The sequence below is a fragment of the Pedobacter sp. UYEF25 genome, assembly GCF_054061655.1.
Map to the genome: position 1 here is coordinate 404,555 of NZ_JBSSEL010000002.1, position 15,316 is coordinate 419,870.

Below are 15,316 nucleotides of genomic sequence, written 5' to 3' on the forward strand. Positions count from 1 at the left end.
TTAATCGTATACCCCAACATTTTCAAAGCATATGACACACGTAAAATCAATTTGTTTTCTTCAATTTATGAAATGGAACAAACCCGTAAAAGCGCATCCAATCGACCGTATAAATACTTCTAAATAATGTAGGGAGCTTTTAACTGCAAACCAAATTTTAGTTATTTGGCCTAAAAATTAATTATAGCGAAAGAGAATTTATTTAAATTTGAAGTTTCTCTTCAAAAAAACCTATCCGCAAATTGTGCAGAAAACTTTAGCAGACGCAAAATAAAATATTTCACAAGTCAAAAATCCTAATTGAAAATTTGGATAAAGAATTGAAATTTTTACAACATCTACCTTTCCAACATTCCTATAAGCGCCCTTGCTACTGGACCAGCCGACAATGGATTTTGTCCCGTAATCAAAAGACCGTCAATTTCCACGTTCGATGCAAAAGGTATTGGTCCTGTTCTATAATCTCCACCCAATTCTCTTAAACGATTTTCTAAAGTGTAAGGGATGGTATCGGCGCGAAGTGCCAATTTTTCTTCGGTATTCGAAAAACCCGTCACCCGCTTTCCCTTTAATACCGACGCATCTAGTTCAGCGGCTTTAATTAATGCTGCAGGGCCATGGCAAACCATTGCGACAGGTTTACGCTTAGAAAAGAAATCTAAAATCAGTTTCCCACTTGCTTCATTTTTCGCCAAATCGAATATGGGACCATGTCCCCCTGGATAAAACACAGCGTCATAATCAGACGCAGAGATTTCTTCCAACTTCAGGGTATTATTTAACACATTCTGAGCTTCAAGATCATCGTAAAACCTTCTGTTAGAACCTGAAATGTGGGCCGTAAGTTCACTCATCGTATCAATAGGCGGTTTACCACCTTTAGGACTTGCAAGGGCTACTTGATAGCCTTGATCAACAAATTCATAATAAGGATCCGTAAATTCTCCAATCCACAATCCTGTAGTACTGTCCGTATTTAAAAGTTCTTTGTGCGACGTTATTATGATAGCTATTTTTTTCATTGGTGATCAGTTAGGAATTAATTTTTTCGCTTATTTAACTCATTCATTCCAAATTTGTTCGCCTAAATTTGAAAACTCTTACAACTATTAAGAACAAATAGGTAAGGTTAGTGTTCTTGATGCTCACTTAAAAAACAATTATGTCAGATAGAAATCCGGAGCTCAAAGAGGGAGAAATAACAAAGAAGATTGAAAAGCAAACTGCAAAAATTCCATCAGATATATTTTTATGGGCTGCAGTAGCATCTATGGGCATATCTTTGGCGCTTAAATTTACAAGGCAAAAACACAGTGCGCTATTTGTTGGACAGTGGGCTGCGCCGTTTCTGTTATTGGGCGTATATAACAAAATAGTCAAAACCCAAGGAAGTGATTAACGGACACTTTATGTCTTACCTTATATTTTTGTCGGGTGCTGCAATACAATTGAGTTGTTTCTACTCTATTAATTCCTTAGAGTCGCTATAAAATATTTTCCTTGGTGTTGCTAAAAGATTTTATTGGGTTAGAAATTTATTTAGAAATCATCCCAATTGGTTGTATGATAGGGCATATTTGTTTAGCTTTATTAACTTTGGCAGACACATAACGGGTACCTGACGTATAAACGACACTTAACCTATTGAGATTAATTTGTTTGTTGCTGTTAATGTTATGAGCAACAAATGTTAACAGTATTAACTAACTTTATGAGTATTAAGCTCTTTGGCGCAGCACCTATTGAACTAGAAAACTTAAAAAACTTAACCTCTGATGCACCGGAAATTATAGTTTGGGCGGCACCCATCATGTTTGTGTGTGTATTGATTGAATGGTTTATATCAAACAGACAGCATAGAGATATTTACAATAAGGAAGAAACAATTGCTTCCATATTTGTAGGAATTGGAAATGTAATTGTGGCCTTTTTATTAAAATTTGGTCTATTTTTTATCATCGTTGCCATTTACAATATGCTTCCATGGCGCATGTCCTTAAACTGGTGGATGCTTATTCCATGTTACATCTTACTCGATTTTTGCAGCTACTGGTCACACCGAATTTCCCATCACCAACGATTTTGGTGGGCAACACATGTAGTACACCACAGCGGCGAGAATTATAACCTTACTGTTTCGTTTAGATTAAGTTGGGTTCAGCACATCAAAATCATTTTTTTTCTTCCTGTTGCGCTTGCGGGATTTCATCCCGTGGTATTCTTTGTTGCAAACCAGATTGCCGTACTGTTTCAGTTTTGGGTTCATACCGAGTACATTAAGAAGTTACCTAAATTCTTTGAGTATATCTTTGCCACACCGTCTAACCACCGGGTTCATCATGGATCGCAAGAAAAATACATCAACAAGAATTTTGGTGCCACATTTATTATCTGGGACAGAATTTTTGGCACTTATGAGCCAGAAAATGAAAAAGTTATTTATGGGCTGACTCACAAGCTAAAGAAAAAAGGAAACCCATTTTATATCAATTTTCATGAGTTTATTGACATTTGGAAAGACGTAAGAAATGCCGATGGATTTAAGAATAAAATGTTTTTTCTGTTTGGAGATCCTGCGGACATAGAAAGTAGAAGAATTAGTACTCAGACTAAAATCATAACTAACAGTTCATCTTCAGACGAGCACACTACAAAGATCACCTTTAAGCATGTGGTCGAAAAAGAAAAACTGTATAGTACAGTGAATAAAGAACTGCAAACTCGTTAAAACACTACTAATTAGAAACTCAAGGGAGTTATATTGAATCCATTTCAGCTACCTCAGCAATAGTTAATATTCGCAATATCTTTCTTCAATTACCTGTTTCTTTGCAGCTCATTTTCGAGCAGGGGCTTACATTTTTTGCATGCGCAATCCATTTCCAAATACTTCCAAAGTCCGAATTGGGAGATGCTTAAAGTGCACTCGTTTAATTAGAATGCAAGCTACGCATTCCCAAATTAAACCGTCTATTGCCGATTTTTGCGGAAATGCTAGATTAAAATAATCTCAATATCGTACAACTACGTTTTATAAACTGATAAATCTCAGTAAAAAAGCAAAATACCCATTATTGAGTTTTCAACCGATAAAACCAAACCAATCTATTTTTGGAATGGTTGTACCTTACAAAAAAATGTGATATTCGAAATAAATGATATATCGGGATAACCGATTAGGTAAGTTTTAAATTGTTTTTGAGAGATATCGACGTGTAGAATGATAGCGCCAATTGGACAAAATGATGAGACTGATTGTGTTCTAGAGAGCAAATCTAGTCGATGTTAGAAGTTTAAAAGCAGTTGTTCGCATGCAGTAAAACGGTTTTCTAATTTACGCAGAAGCGATCAAATTAACTCGATGTAGTATATGGATAAATACGCTTTAATTACCCGAGCCTCCAGCGGAATAGGCCGAAAACTTTATAAACTTTTTTCCTTCGAAGGAGGAGGTTTTCCGAAGTTTTTTAGCGTGGGAGAAAATACTAGACAAAATGCACAGTTGGGAAAAGTAGACGAAACACAATTAATAGCGATAACAAAAAACCTTTTTGATCCAACAAATGCAAAGGACATTTACGATGAAATTAAGGCGCAACACCTGCGAATAGAATTACTCGTTAATGCTGCTCGAAAAGGAGTTTATGGAGAATTTACGGCGGCACAATTACACCAGGAAATGGAAATAGTAAGGCATAATATTTGTTCTTTAGTTTCCATAGCGACATTAAGAGCAAATGAACAAATGGTAGAAATTTAATTTGAATTAAGTTCACAGTGTTGTTGCGCTTTCAAGTATTGCAAAAAATTGACCTTTTCTAAGGTGCTTTTTAAACTATTTCTAAAAAATAAAGTGTGAATCTTTGGTTCTCTCTAAATTGAAACGAATTATATTTTTTGGCAATAGTCTTACCGCAGGTTATGGATTAACGAATCCAGCTGACGAAGCGCTACCTGCCCTAATCCAACAGAAAATTAATGTCCAGAAACTTGATTATACCGTCATCAATTCGGGCATCAGCGGAGACACCTCTAACGATGGATTGAGGAGGCTAGACAATGTATTAAAAAAGCCAGTTGATATTTTCGTACTGGAACTCGGTGCAAATGATTTTTTACGAGGCTATTCCCCTCACTTAACAAAAATAAATTTAACGCGTATAATTGAGAATGTGAGGAAAATACATCCCTTAGCGGATTTATTACTTTTAGGCATGCGTTTGCCAGCTTGGATACCCGGCAATAGGGTTTCGGTATTTACAGATATCTATCAACAAATTGCTAAAGAAAAACAACTTGAACTGGTTCCCTTTTTACTTGAGGGAGTAGCAGGAGTGAGTAATTTAAATATGGCAGACGGCTTACACCCACTTGCTGCCGGTTATAGCATTATGGCATTACACATTTGGCCTTCTTTATTAAAGCTGATCCAAAAAAGAAATAGCAATAATGGCTAATCAATGAATATTTAATTTAGGTTTCGTCATTACGAAACCTAAATTAAATAGAACTGACTTAAGGTTTTAACACCACTTTTACGCAATCTTCTTGTTTTTCATCGAAGATTTTGTAGCCGTGAGTAGCCTTTTCTAAGGGAAGCGTGTGGGTAATTATATCATCTAAGATCACTTTCCCTTGATCTACCAATCCAATTAACTTATCGATGTAATTAATTACCGGCGCCTGTCCTTGCTTAATAGTAATTCCCTTATCAAAGATTCTAAACATGGGAAAATTATCATATGGAGATCCATATACGCCCATTATAGATACAGTTCCCATCCTGCGAACTGCTTCAAAACACATATCTAAAACTTTCATAGAGCCTTTCTCGAAATGTATGGTCGCCTTTGCTTTGTCTAAAAAACTACGCTCTGGTTCAAAACCTACCGCATCAACGCATACGTCAGCACCTCTTCCGCCGGTCATTTCCCTAATGGCTTCAACTACATCAACCTTATGGGGATTAAGCGTGTCTACCTTATTTACGGCTTTTGCCTTTTCCAAACGATAGTCTAACGGGTCGATTGCAATAACCCTACTTGCGCCGTTAATCCAAGCTGCTTTTTGCGCCATTAATCCAACGGGCCCAGATCCAAAAATCGCAACTACTTCGCCACCCTTAAGTTGTGCCCAATCGATTGCTGACCATCCTGTAGGAAAAATATCGGTAAGAAAAAGGGCCTGTTCATCTGTAAGATGTTCAGGAACAATTCTAGGACTCACATCTGCATAAGGAACGCGCACATATTGCGCTTGGCCACCAGAGTAACCACCGTATAAGTCAGTATAACCGAAGAGCGCTGCTCCCTTCTGACTTGCCAGATCGCCATTGGGTCCGTAATTTTTATAGTTAGAATTTTCACACGCCGGGGAAGCGTCATGTGTACAAAAAAAACAGCTTCCACAGGCAATTGGGAAAGGTACTACAACTCTGTCGCCTTTTTTTAAGTTTGTAATTGCCGATCCAACCTCTTCCACAATTCCCATGAATTCATGTCCAACAATCATGGGCTCTTTTTGGGGAACTGCTCCACTTAAAATGTGGAGATCTGAACCACATATTGCGGTTAAGGTAACTTTTAAAATAACGTCTCTCGGATCCAATATTTCCGGATCCGGAACTGTGTCGACGCGGATGTCTCCAGGTTTGTGAAATACTGCTGCTTTCATAATTAAAGAATTAAATTTAATTTTTAGTACTCCAATAATAAATTTGGAATACCTACCCAGAACATCAGAAAATAGGCAATGGTTTATTCGATTTAGAGATAAATTTTAACCGAATTTTTAAGGGAAATATTGATTCGAAACTCATCTAACTAAACACTTAATAGTCTAGTTCTTTTAAAAGAAGGCAAAGATCAAATATTTGAATACTTCGCGTCACATTTTTTAACCCTTGGAGCGGTTAGTTGAGGAATTGTATTTAGAGGCAACTAAATTTTGATTAACAGTATCGACGACAAGTTGAATGTCGAATGGCTTTTGAATAAAACCATCTGGATGATACACTTGATCTGAAGCAGTTTCCCTGTGACCAGCAGAAACCATAATAACAGGCAACTTTTCGGTTAGCACGTTTGATTTGACCATTCTACAAAGATCGCGACCGTCTACATTTCCCAACATGATGTCAAGCATAATTAAATCAGGATTGAACCCAGACAGTGTTTTGCAAAACTTGGAACCGTCTAAAATACCAATGGCAGAAAAACCCTCCATTTCCATCAGCATCACCAGGACGTCTAAAATGTCTTGTTCGTCGTCCACTATTAATATTCGTTTTCTGTTTTCCCCTTCCATTATATCTCAGTTTGAGTAAATTAATCAACCCATATCTAGGACACTAACAGCGCTTAAAATTAAAAGTTTTCTATAGCACTATTCAGAGTGTAAATTATATATCATTCCAGCTATAAGGTCTTTTTTTTTGGCAAAAAAGTTAGCATTTTTACACGGTTTTTTTAATTTTATGTATTAGTCAAAGTTTAACCCAAAATTTTTAGTTCATTGAATAATTTGAAAAATACCGCGTCCGTTCCCAGATTCAATCATAATTTTTAACAAAATGGAGGAAAATTCTGGTTACTCCGAATATGGAAGAATTGAAGCCCTTAAGAGTTATCATATATTAGATACTGCTGAGGAGAAAGATTTCGACGATTTGACTCAACTGGCTTCACAAATTTGCGGAACAACAATCGCATTAGTCAGTTTTGTCGATAACGATCGGCAATGGTTCAAATCCCACAGAGGACTTGGTGTTTCGCAAACACCTAGAAATCAATCGTTTTGCGCACATGCCATCATTTCTTCAGATGACATCATGGTTGTTCAAGACGCAAAAATAGACCTCCGCTTTCAGGACAACCCCTTGGTGACTGGAAATCCAAACATTACCTTTTATGCCGGAGTTCCGCTAACCAATGAGGATGGCTATAAATTAGGAACGCTATGTGTGATTGATCCAGAGAAAAGAACGTTGAGTGAAGCGCAAATATCTTCTTTAAAAATTGTTGCACGGCAGGTAATGCAGAAACTTGAACTTAGGCGAAAGGTACTTATGCTTGAAGAATTAAACGCAGGCGTTAAATCTTCTGAAGAGAAAGTGCTCTTACTCAATAGCCAACTTCGGGATGCGGCGATGAACCAGACCGAACTTATTGAGCGAGAAAAACAAAGCAATGCTGAATTATTGGCAACGAATGATGAATTAAAAAAGCTGCAAAAAAATTTGGATAAAATGCTTAAAAACCTAACAGAAAGTGAGGAGACGAAAGCAATTGCCATAGAACAGGCGGAACTTGGAACATGGTATATCGATGCAGAGACTAGAGCATTTAAACCTTCAGATCGCCTAAAGTCTTTTTTTGGATATGGCAAAGACGAAATCATGTTGTATGAATCGGCCGTGGAACAAATTTACCCGGAATATAGAGAAATCGTGGCAAATGCAGTCAACGAATCCAGCGCAAAAGGACTCCCTTACGACATTGAGTATCCAATTAATGAACGACATACTAATAAAAAAAGATGGTTGAGAGAAACAGGAAGAGTATACTCAGAAAATCACTCCGAAAGGCCTGAGTATTTTTCGGGTACCATAATTGACATTACTGAACGTAGGCAAAACGAACAAAGGAAGAATGACTTTATAGCCATGGTGAGCCATGAATTGAAAACACCCTTAACATCTATGGGTGCTTTTGTACAAATGCTAGAGTTAAGAGCAAAGAAACAGAAGGATGACTTTGCGATAAATGCGTTGGAAAGGGTTATGCGCCAAGTTAAAAAGATGAATGCCATGATCAGCGGATTTCTTGATGTATCCAGATTGGAAGTTGGCAAAATTTATGTAGATAAGCAACATTTTGATCTTGCTAAATTGGTAGAGGAGATAAAGGAAGAATCGTTGGCGATGATCCATTCTCACGAAATTGTGTTTGCCCCTGTAGTATATACATTAGTGGATGCCGATAGGGATAAAATTGGCCAGGTAATTAACAATTTAATAAGCAATGCCGTAAAATACTCGCCCAAAGGATCTGTGATTAATGTTGCATGTGTTAACGATGCAGAAAATGCTTTGCTTAGCGTAAAGGATCAAGGAATCGGGGTGACCGAACTTGATCAAAAAAAGCTTTTTGACCGTTTTTATAGAGTAGAAGGAAAAGAAGCAGCCACCATCGCCGGCTTTGGAATAGGGTTGTATCTTTGCTCAGAAATTGTGCTTAGACACGAAGGAAAGATCTGGATTGAAAGTAAGATTGGTGCTGGTTCAACTTTTAAATTTAGCCTGCCATTAGCAATGGATTAATCATTTACGCCAGCCATCAAAAAAATAACGATTTAATGCCCGCGCTCAGCAGGATAATTTCAGTGAACTTAAAATACTGTAAAATAAATTTCTGCGAGCAGAGGGTATAGTAAGAAACGGTATCCTCTTAACTATTTACTTCAACAATAACTTATATGTTATACGTGGCACTAATTTCCAAACAATTTTTGCTGATTTTGGTTTGTCTTTTCACATTGCTTTTAAATAACATTTACTGCATTTTCAACTATGGATATAAAATCAATTGATCGTCCGTTTTACGTCAAGACGATGTGCGTGCTTGGTAGTCTCATCGCGTTCGGGTATTTGTTCATCATTGGCAAGGAGATTATCTCGCCAATGATTTTCTCATGTCTTTTTTCGATTTTGCTTCTGCCCATGGCTGCGTTTTTTGAGCGAAGAATTAAACTACCAAGGAGTGCAGCTTCAATGCTCTCAGTCCTTTTAATGTTAAGTGTAATTGGATTGGTTTTATATGTTTTGGCTTCGCAGTTAAGTAGCTTAGCGAGCGACTGGCCTCAGTTTAAACAACAACTTTCACTTACTGGCACAAACCTTCAACAATGGATTGATGCGCGTTTTAATATCGATGCAGCGAAACAGCTTAACTATGTACACTCGGCAACAACCAAAGCGCTTGCATCAAGTACCACAGTAGTGGGCGCAACTGTGTTATCCCTTTCATCCATACTTCTCTTTTTACTTTTTACTTTCATCTACACTTTTTTCTTTCTGCTTTACCGCTCCTTAATTATGAAGTTTCTGGTATCTGTTTTTTTAGAAGAGAATAAAGAGCTTGTTCATGACATCATAGAACAGGTTCAATACATCATTAGAAAATACATTATCGGGTTATTGATCGAAATGGGAATCGTAGCCACCGTAGTAAGTGTAGTGTTTTTTATTTTGGGGATTAAATATGCCATCTTGCTAGGGCTTATTACCGGAATTCTTAATGTGATCCCCTACATCGGTATTTTCGTGGCGCTTGTGCTTAGCAGTTTTATCACCTTCGCAACCGCCACTGTGGTAAGTAAAGTGCTATTGGTAGCGGTGACGCTCGTAATTGTTCACCTTGTAGACAGCAATGTACTGCTTCCTTTAGTGGTGGGATCTAAGGTAAGAATTAATGCACTTATTACTGTGTTAGGTGTTATAATTGGGGAGATGCTCTGGGGAATTTCGGGTATGTTCTTGTCCATTCCTGTTATTGCAGTTTTAAAGATTATTTTCGATAGAGTGGAAAGCATGAAACCTTGGGGAATTATTTTGGGGGATGAGGAAAAAAAACAGAACAAGTTGGCTAAGCGAATTTCCACTAAAACCGTCCGAGGCAAGACAGTCAAAACTTAAAATGATTGTACTAAAACTCACGCGCTAAATCCTCTGAAACTGTATGCAGATTAATTTGGACAAATGCTCAAATTTAGTCTTCACAAATCAATATTCAAATCGGAAAAACCCCTAAATTTGATGTGGTATGAATTCAAAAATTGAGCTGGTCAACACATCGGAATCGGAAAGAGTATGGGGAGAATCTGCCTGGCATAGGGATTGGAAAAACGTTTTTCCGTCAGAATTTAGAGAGCGCACATTTCTAGATAGAACACTCGGCTACCACCATCGCGCAGATGTATTTACTGCCTGTGGCACAGCGATAGAATTTCAGCATTCCCCCATCGCAAATCAAGAACTTAAGCAGCGCGAAGCGTTTTATAAAAAAATGATTTGGGTGTTAGACGGAAAAATGTTTAAAGGTTTTAGATTACTTAAACACCTTCCCAATATGGAAGATAAACAGTTAGAAGCATATGAATTTGCACAGGGGGCTAATTTAGCGCTTATGCGAAAAATAGATATCAAGGCTGGAATCAAGAAGCCTAAAAAACTGACGCTTTCTCATCCCGAATTGAGGGGTTTAAAATCTCACGGAAGTTTACTCTCTTTTACTTGGAGCAACCCTCATAAGACCTGGTATGAAGCTTCATTCCCATTATGGATCGATTTTGGAGGTTATTTTATTTATCAATTATTGCATCGGCCACAATCTACTGGCCGATATTCTTACCTAAAGGTGGTTTCGAAAAAAGAGTTTATAAATTCTTTCGTCACCTCCTCCGAAAACAGAGGCTAGAGAACATCTAAGTTTCGATTGCTTTAAACCTTCCGTCCTAATCCATTCTAAATCCAATTGCTACTGGAAAACTTAAATGATCCAATGTAAATCATAAACCAATTGATAAGGTATATTTGTTGACATTAACTCTTCGAATTTGCAAAACACTACTTTATCAGAACAGCTTAAACTGAATACTAAATCCAATCATCAACAAGTAGAGAAATTATTGGTCGATCGAATACGATCTATCGATGCACTAGATGGATATGTAAAACTTTTACAGCTTTTTTACGGCTATTTCGGCGGCTTGGAAGATAAAATCAATCAATATATTGAGGTTGGAATACTTGATGATTATCAAAATAGACGTAAAAGTAACAGTTTACTGAAGGACATATACGATTTAAACGGTGGTATTCCTCAAAAAGCCGCGGATGACGATCTCCCTGAAATCAACAATCAATCTCAGGCTTTCGGGGCATTATATGTGATTGAGGGGTCTACACTTGGCGGAAAAGTAATCTCTAAAATGATGGCAAAACAGCTAAAATTTATTGATGAGAAAGGATTGTCCTTTTTTAATGGTTATGGCGATGAAACCGAAAAAATGTGGAATGGGTTTAAAGACGTATTAAATAAGGAACTCTACACACCTACTGATGTCAGCCTAAGCTTGGAGGCCGCAAATGACACTTTTTCGAAATTTGCATTGTGGATAAAAAATGCTGATAAGCAAGCAATTAATATTAAATAAATTAGCCCAATATAAAGCTATCTTTATCGGGATATCCAGTCTTGATTGACACATTGATAGTCAAGTCTATGGATTTATAAGTTCCTTAATAGCTCGAAATGTTTAACGCTAATTTGACCAATTGTGACCAAGAACCAATACATATTCCTGGTAAAATCCAAAGTCATGGGTTTTTAATTGCTACAGATCAATTATATAACATCACATTTTGCAGCGAAAATGTGTCTAATTATATTGCCCTTTCTACAAATGATCTTCTGAATAAATCACTTGTTTTTTTAGAAGATTCTTTCGAAAGTGCTGCTCCCATCGGTTTCTTAACTCAATTGATTACTTTAGGAAAAGCCAATAATACTTTTGAAAATTTTAATCCTTTTGCTGTTCAAATAAAAGGTGAGACTTTTAATTTAATCATCTCCATTTCCGGAGACCAGTATTTATTAGAATTTGAGCCGGAATATTCTGATCTAAAATCGGATCCTCTCCGAATAGTTGGACAGTCGCTTTCGCAGATGATGGCAGATGCAGATCTTTCACAATTGCTCCATAATGCGGCTAAACAGATTAAAAAAGTGATAGGTTACGATCGTGTAATGGTCTATAAGTTTCATCAAGATGGCCACGGAGAAGTTGTAGCAGAAGAAAAAGAAATTCATTTAGACACATGGAGAGGCTTACACTATCCTGCATCCGACATACCAAAACAGGCGAGAGAATTGTACAAAATTAATCCCACGAGGCTCATATCTAATGTTTATACGGAACCCTCGGCAGTAGTCACATTCGCAAACATAGATGTTAATCCGCTAGATTTAACGCACTCCGTTTTAAGAGCGGTTTCGCCGGTACACATTCAATACCTTAAAAATATGGAAGTAGCTTCCAGTTTTAGTATATCAATAATTTGCCATGGAGAATTGTGGGGATTGGTGGCGTGTCACAACTATACGCCCCGTTTCATCAACTATAAGGAACGCGAGTCGGCAAAGCTGATCGGCCAAGTATTGTCCTCGGCCATTGGTTTCCGGCAGCATGAAGAAGATTTATCGAAAAGTAACCGGCTTAAAGAAGCAGGGATTATTCTTAGCAAAGGTTTAGCTACAAATGCGAATCTTGAGAAAATATTATTCGATTATCCCATTACTTTGTTAGATGCTGTAGATGCAACGGGCGTTCTCTTTTCTTTTGATGATCGGTTTTTCACCAATGGAATTACTCCGGACAAAGCCTTTATGACCAATTTAATTGATTGGTTAGGAGAAAATATGGACGAGCAATTCTACGAATCTAATAACTTCTCAACCGATTATCCCGCTGCACTTCAGTTTGTAGAATGTGCATCAGGAATTCTTGCGTGCAGACTGTCTAAAGAATTGAAGGAATATATGGTATGGTTTAGAGCCGAAACAATACATACAGTAGAATGGGCAGGAAATCCTGATAAGCCCGTGGATGTAAGCGCAGAAGGAATTTTACGCCTTACACCGCGGAATTCTTTTGATGCTTGGTCGCAAACAGTTCGATTCACATCTACGCCTTGGAGCATTGAAGACATTAAATTCGCACATTTAATCCGAGAGGAAGTTGCCTTTGCCATCACAAGAAAAGCGATGGAGATTAGAATGCAAAATGAAAAATTGAAGGCCGCCTATGATGAACTTAACTCATTTGGTTACACCATTTCTCACGATCTAAAAAACCCACTTACTTCTATTAAAAGTTATTGCCAGCTGCTAACTAGAGAGACTAACCTTACGGAAAGAGGCAAACATATGGTTGAACGTATTTTATGGAGTACAGATAAAATGCAACAAATGATTGGTGAAGTGCTTCGATATTCACAAGTAGGACTAGACAAAATATCTCCGATTTCGGTGGATATGGAGCCACTACTCCAAGACCTGAAAGAAGAAATATTAGCTGCAAGTAACCTCGAAAATCTGGAAATAAACTTAGGAAATCCAATGGAGATTTATGGCGATCAGACAATGATTATGCAGGTATTTTCTAATTTGCTTGGCAATGCTGTCAAGTATTCCAGCCAAACAAAAACACCGATCGTTGATATAGGCTGCGAGGACATTGGAGACTGTATTCAATACAGAATAAGCGACAACGGCATCGGAATTAATGCGGAAGATCATGAGAAAATTTTCGAATTGTTTACCAGATCGAAGCAGGCTGGAGAATACGAAGGAACAGGAATAGGCTTAAGTATTGTAAAAAAAATTATGGAGAAACATGGTGGAAAAATTTGGATTGAATCAAATTTGACTGCAGGTTCAACATTTTACGTGCTGTTTAAAAAGCCTGCAGGATCAGGAAATTCTATGATAAGTAAGGAAGAAATTTAAAGTTGGAGGACCAATGTACCACTTGTGAAATCTTTTTCGATTTAACATAAGAATTTTTATTTTACTTGAAACTAAAATTTTCGGTACAATAATGTCAGCCGACCAACATGCTGCATTACTCCCGAACTCGGTGCGAAAGTTTTTTGCTTTAGATTAGACTTTTTAAAAACCACTATTTACGGTAACCTTTCGAAACAAATCCCATTTACTAATTTGATGGAGTAAAGACTCAAATTGCTAGGTAAGCGCGCCCTAAACAAATCACTTCCTATTTGGATATTTTGGAAATGCTTTTTAAGTTAAATACAAAAATAGGGTCCGCTCAGTGTTAATTTAACCCAATTAAACACTGCGGTAACTTAAATTAGCAGTCCACCGAGAATATTTTTACTATTATTTTGATTTTTTCTGCTTTGCGAGCGCTTGTTTACCAAATTCCATCAAATCTCTTGGATTTAAATATCCTATTGAACTAAGAACCAACTTGCCACTGGCATCTAAAAACATCAATGTTGGATATGAATCTATTTGCCATTTATCTGCAAGTGTTATTCCCTCTCCTTTTTCCATATCGATGGTTACATTCACGAAGTTTTTATTGAAGAAATCAGCCACATTTGGGTCCTTAAAAGTCGTTGATTTTAACTGTTTGCAGGGACCACACCAAACTGCATATGCATCTACAAAAACAAGTTTTTGTTCTAACACTGCTTTTTCCGCAGCCAATTTCCACGAATTTTCAATAAAAATCACCTCTTTTGGTGCTTTCGCATAATAATTTACACCGTTAGTGCACGGAACATAAACAAATGAGCTCAGCATAAGTACCAGGGAAATGACAATTAAAGTTGGATAATGAGTGATGGGTTTCATAACAAAATGTTTAAATTCATAGTAATTACCACTATCGCGTCTCGTAACTATTGCAACATATGATAGCTGGGTTAGTTTTAGTTGCGTAGCGATTCTGCAGCAGCTTTCAATAAAGAAGCACTTATACGCTGTTTAAAATTTGGACTAATGTATTCGAAAGCGATGTCACCCTCTTTGTTTAAGATAAATACTGAAGGAACTGGCAACAACTTGTCTACATTTTTTCCACCAGAAGCGGCAGGCAAGAACGAATCGTAGCTTGCAGGACTTTTGTAGGCAATACCCAATTTTTTAGCGGCATTCAAATCAGCATCTGACAAAAGCATATAAGATAATTTTTCCTTTGTCATTGATTTTGTCAAATTTTCAGGACTATCGGTACTTACAGCAATAACCTGATAACCCATAGCTATTAAATCCTTCTGTATTTCCTGCAAGCCGGCAAGTTGTTTCGAACAAAAAGGACACCATCCCCCCCGGTAAAATACGAGAATAGTTGGCTTTTCAGCAATGGCTTTATTCAGATCTACAATTTCACCTTTCGCATTTGTCAATAAAAGTATGGGAATCTTCTCCCCGATTAGTAATGGACTAACATCTTCAGGCTTCAGCGGAACGCCAGAAATCATTTTAGTAGTGTCTAAACCCATCTTACATACGGTTCCGAACTCAAAGTCCACTGATTCTTCAGCCGCAGATGCCTGAAACGATAAGCTTAAAGTTAGAATAACGAGCAGTAAAAAAAGAAGAGAACGACCAGTACCTCTTGCGTAAAAATTATCCTTTGTTTTCATCTTTATTGTATTTTATCCTGTTGGTCGGCTATTTAAAGAAATCCTGACAAAAAAAAATACTATTTATTTTAATCGGAATAA

At 37.2% G+C, this 15,316-nt stretch carries 14 protein-coding genes; 9 read left to right on the plus strand and 5 right to left on the minus strand.

What is annotated here, in order from left to right:
• Nucleotides 1–338 precede the first annotated feature (338 nt).
• Nucleotides 339–1,022: a type 1 glutamine amidotransferase domain-containing protein gene (locus tag ACVWYG_RS03755; RefSeq protein ID WP_457268793.1), complete on the minus strand. Its 684-nt coding sequence runs from the start codon at nt 1,020–1,022 to the stop codon at nt 339–341.
• A gap of 140 nt (nt 1,023–1,162) precedes the next feature.
• On the opposite strand from ACVWYG_RS03755, the gene ACVWYG_RS03760 reads away from it, so the two are divergent.
• The 4 genes from ACVWYG_RS03760 (at nt 1,163) to ACVWYG_RS03775 (ending at nt 4,457) form a co-directional block, all read left to right on the plus strand.
• A complete protein-coding gene (locus ACVWYG_RS03760) occupies nt 1,163–1,399 on the plus strand; it encodes a hypothetical protein (protein ID WP_457268794.1) in 237 nt (78 codons plus the stop codon).
• Between the two features lie 312 nt (nt 1,400–1,711).
• Nucleotides 1,712–2,728: a sterol desaturase family protein gene (locus ACVWYG_RS03765; protein ID WP_457268795.1), complete on the plus strand. Its 1,017-nt coding sequence runs from the start codon at nt 1,712–1,714 to the stop codon at nt 2,726–2,728.
• Nucleotides 2,729–3,370: 642 nt separating this feature from the next.
• Nucleotides 3,371–3,760: an SDR family NAD(P)-dependent oxidoreductase gene (locus ACVWYG_RS03770; RefSeq protein WP_457268796.1), complete on the plus strand. Its 390-nt coding sequence runs from the start codon at nt 3,371–3,373 to the stop codon at nt 3,758–3,760.
• Nucleotides 3,761–3,878: 118 nt separating this feature from the next.
• Complete coding sequence (locus tag ACVWYG_RS03775) at nt 3,879–4,457, plus strand: arylesterase (protein ID WP_457268797.1); 579 nt, start codon at nt 3,879–3,881, stop codon at nt 4,455–4,457.
• A gap of 58 nt (nt 4,458–4,515) precedes the next feature.
• Here ACVWYG_RS03775 and ACVWYG_RS03780 read toward each other — a convergent pair whose 3' ends face one another.
• Nucleotides 4,516–5,673 carry a zinc-dependent alcohol dehydrogenase gene (locus tag ACVWYG_RS03780; RefSeq protein ID WP_457268798.1) on the minus strand — a complete coding sequence of 386 codons (1,158 nt, stop codon included), beginning with the start codon at nt 5,671–5,673 and terminating at the stop codon, nt 4,516–4,518.
• Between the two features lie 222 nt (nt 5,674–5,895).
• Complete coding sequence (locus ACVWYG_RS03785; protein ID WP_457268799.1) at nt 5,896–6,306, minus strand: response regulator; 411 nt, start codon at nt 6,304–6,306, stop codon at nt 5,896–5,898.
• 265 nt (nt 6,307–6,571) lie between these two features.
• On the opposite strand from ACVWYG_RS03785, the gene ACVWYG_RS03790 reads away from it, so the two are divergent.
• The 5 genes from ACVWYG_RS03790 (at nt 6,572) to ACVWYG_RS03810 (ending at nt 13,568) form a co-directional block, all read left to right on the plus strand.
• On the plus strand, nt 6,572–8,320 hold the full coding sequence (locus ACVWYG_RS03790; protein WP_457268800.1) for an ATP-binding protein: 1,749 nt from the start codon (nt 6,572–6,574) through the stop codon (nt 8,318–8,320).
• Nucleotides 8,321–8,569: 249 nt separating this feature from the next.
• Nucleotides 8,570–9,694: an AI-2E family transporter gene (locus ACVWYG_RS03795; RefSeq protein ID WP_457268801.1), complete on the plus strand. Its 1,125-nt coding sequence runs from the start codon at nt 8,570–8,572 to the stop codon at nt 9,692–9,694.
• Between the two features lie 127 nt (nt 9,695–9,821).
• Nucleotides 9,822–10,475 carry a competence protein CoiA family protein gene (locus tag ACVWYG_RS03800; RefSeq protein WP_457268802.1) on the plus strand — a complete coding sequence of 218 codons (654 nt, stop codon included), beginning with the start codon at nt 9,822–9,824 and terminating at the stop codon, nt 10,473–10,475.
• Between the two features lie 139 nt (nt 10,476–10,614).
• On the plus strand, nt 10,615–11,214 hold the full coding sequence (locus ACVWYG_RS03805) for a biliverdin-producing heme oxygenase (protein WP_457268803.1): 600 nt from the start codon (nt 10,615–10,617) through the stop codon (nt 11,212–11,214).
• Between the two features lie 98 nt (nt 11,215–11,312).
• Complete coding sequence (locus ACVWYG_RS03810; protein WP_457268804.1) at nt 11,313–13,568, plus strand: ATP-binding protein; 2,256 nt, start codon at nt 11,313–11,315, stop codon at nt 13,566–13,568.
• Between the two features lie 393 nt (nt 13,569–13,961).
• Here ACVWYG_RS03810 and ACVWYG_RS03815 read toward each other — a convergent pair whose 3' ends face one another.
• Nucleotides 13,962–14,441, minus strand: a complete 480-nt coding sequence (locus ACVWYG_RS03815; RefSeq protein WP_457268805.1) for a thioredoxin family protein — start codon at nt 14,439–14,441, stop codon at nt 13,962–13,964.
• Between the two features lie 77 nt (nt 14,442–14,518).
• Complete coding sequence (locus ACVWYG_RS03820) at nt 14,519–15,235, minus strand: peroxiredoxin-like family protein (RefSeq protein ID WP_457268806.1); 717 nt, start codon at nt 15,233–15,235, stop codon at nt 14,519–14,521.
• Between the last annotated feature and the right edge of the window lie 81 nt (nt 15,236–15,316).

Coding starts and splice junctions, on each gene's coding strand:
- ACVWYG_RS03820 (WP_457268806.1), bottom strand. CDS start 15,235: ATGAAAACAAAGGATAATTTTTACGCAAGAGGTACTGGTCGTTCTCTT.
- ACVWYG_RS03810 (WP_457268804.1), top strand. CDS start 11,313: ATGTTTAACGCTAATTTGACCAATTGTGACCAAGAACCAATACATATT.
- ACVWYG_RS03790 (WP_457268800.1), top strand. CDS start 6,572: ATGGAGGAAAATTCTGGTTACTCCGAATATGGAAGAATTGAAGCCCTT.
- ACVWYG_RS03765 (WP_457268795.1), top strand. CDS start 1,712: ATGAGTATTAAGCTCTTTGGCGCAGCACCTATTGAACTAGAAAACTTA.
- ACVWYG_RS03815 (WP_457268805.1), bottom strand. CDS start 14,441: ATGAAACCCATCACTCATTATCCAACTTTAATTGTCATTTCCCTGGTA.
- ACVWYG_RS03755 (WP_457268793.1), bottom strand. CDS start 1,022: ATGAAAAAAATAGCTATCATAATAACGTCGCACAAAGAACTTTTAAAT.
- ACVWYG_RS03780 (WP_457268798.1), bottom strand. CDS start 5,673: ATGAAAGCAGCAGTATTTCACAAACCTGGAGACATCCGCGTCGACACA.
- ACVWYG_RS03800 (WP_457268802.1), top strand. CDS start 9,822: ATGAATTCAAAAATTGAGCTGGTCAACACATCGGAATCGGAAAGAGTA.
- ACVWYG_RS03785 (WP_457268799.1), bottom strand. CDS start 6,306: ATGGAAGGGGAAAACAGAAAACGAATATTAATAGTGGACGACGAACAA.
- ACVWYG_RS03770 (WP_457268796.1), top strand. CDS start 3,371: ATGGATAAATACGCTTTAATTACCCGAGCCTCCAGCGGAATAGGCCGA.
- ACVWYG_RS03795 (WP_457268801.1), top strand. CDS start 8,570: ATGGATATAAAATCAATTGATCGTCCGTTTTACGTCAAGACGATGTGC.
- ACVWYG_RS03760 (WP_457268794.1), top strand. CDS start 1,163: ATGTCAGATAGAAATCCGGAGCTCAAAGAGGGAGAAATAACAAAGAAG.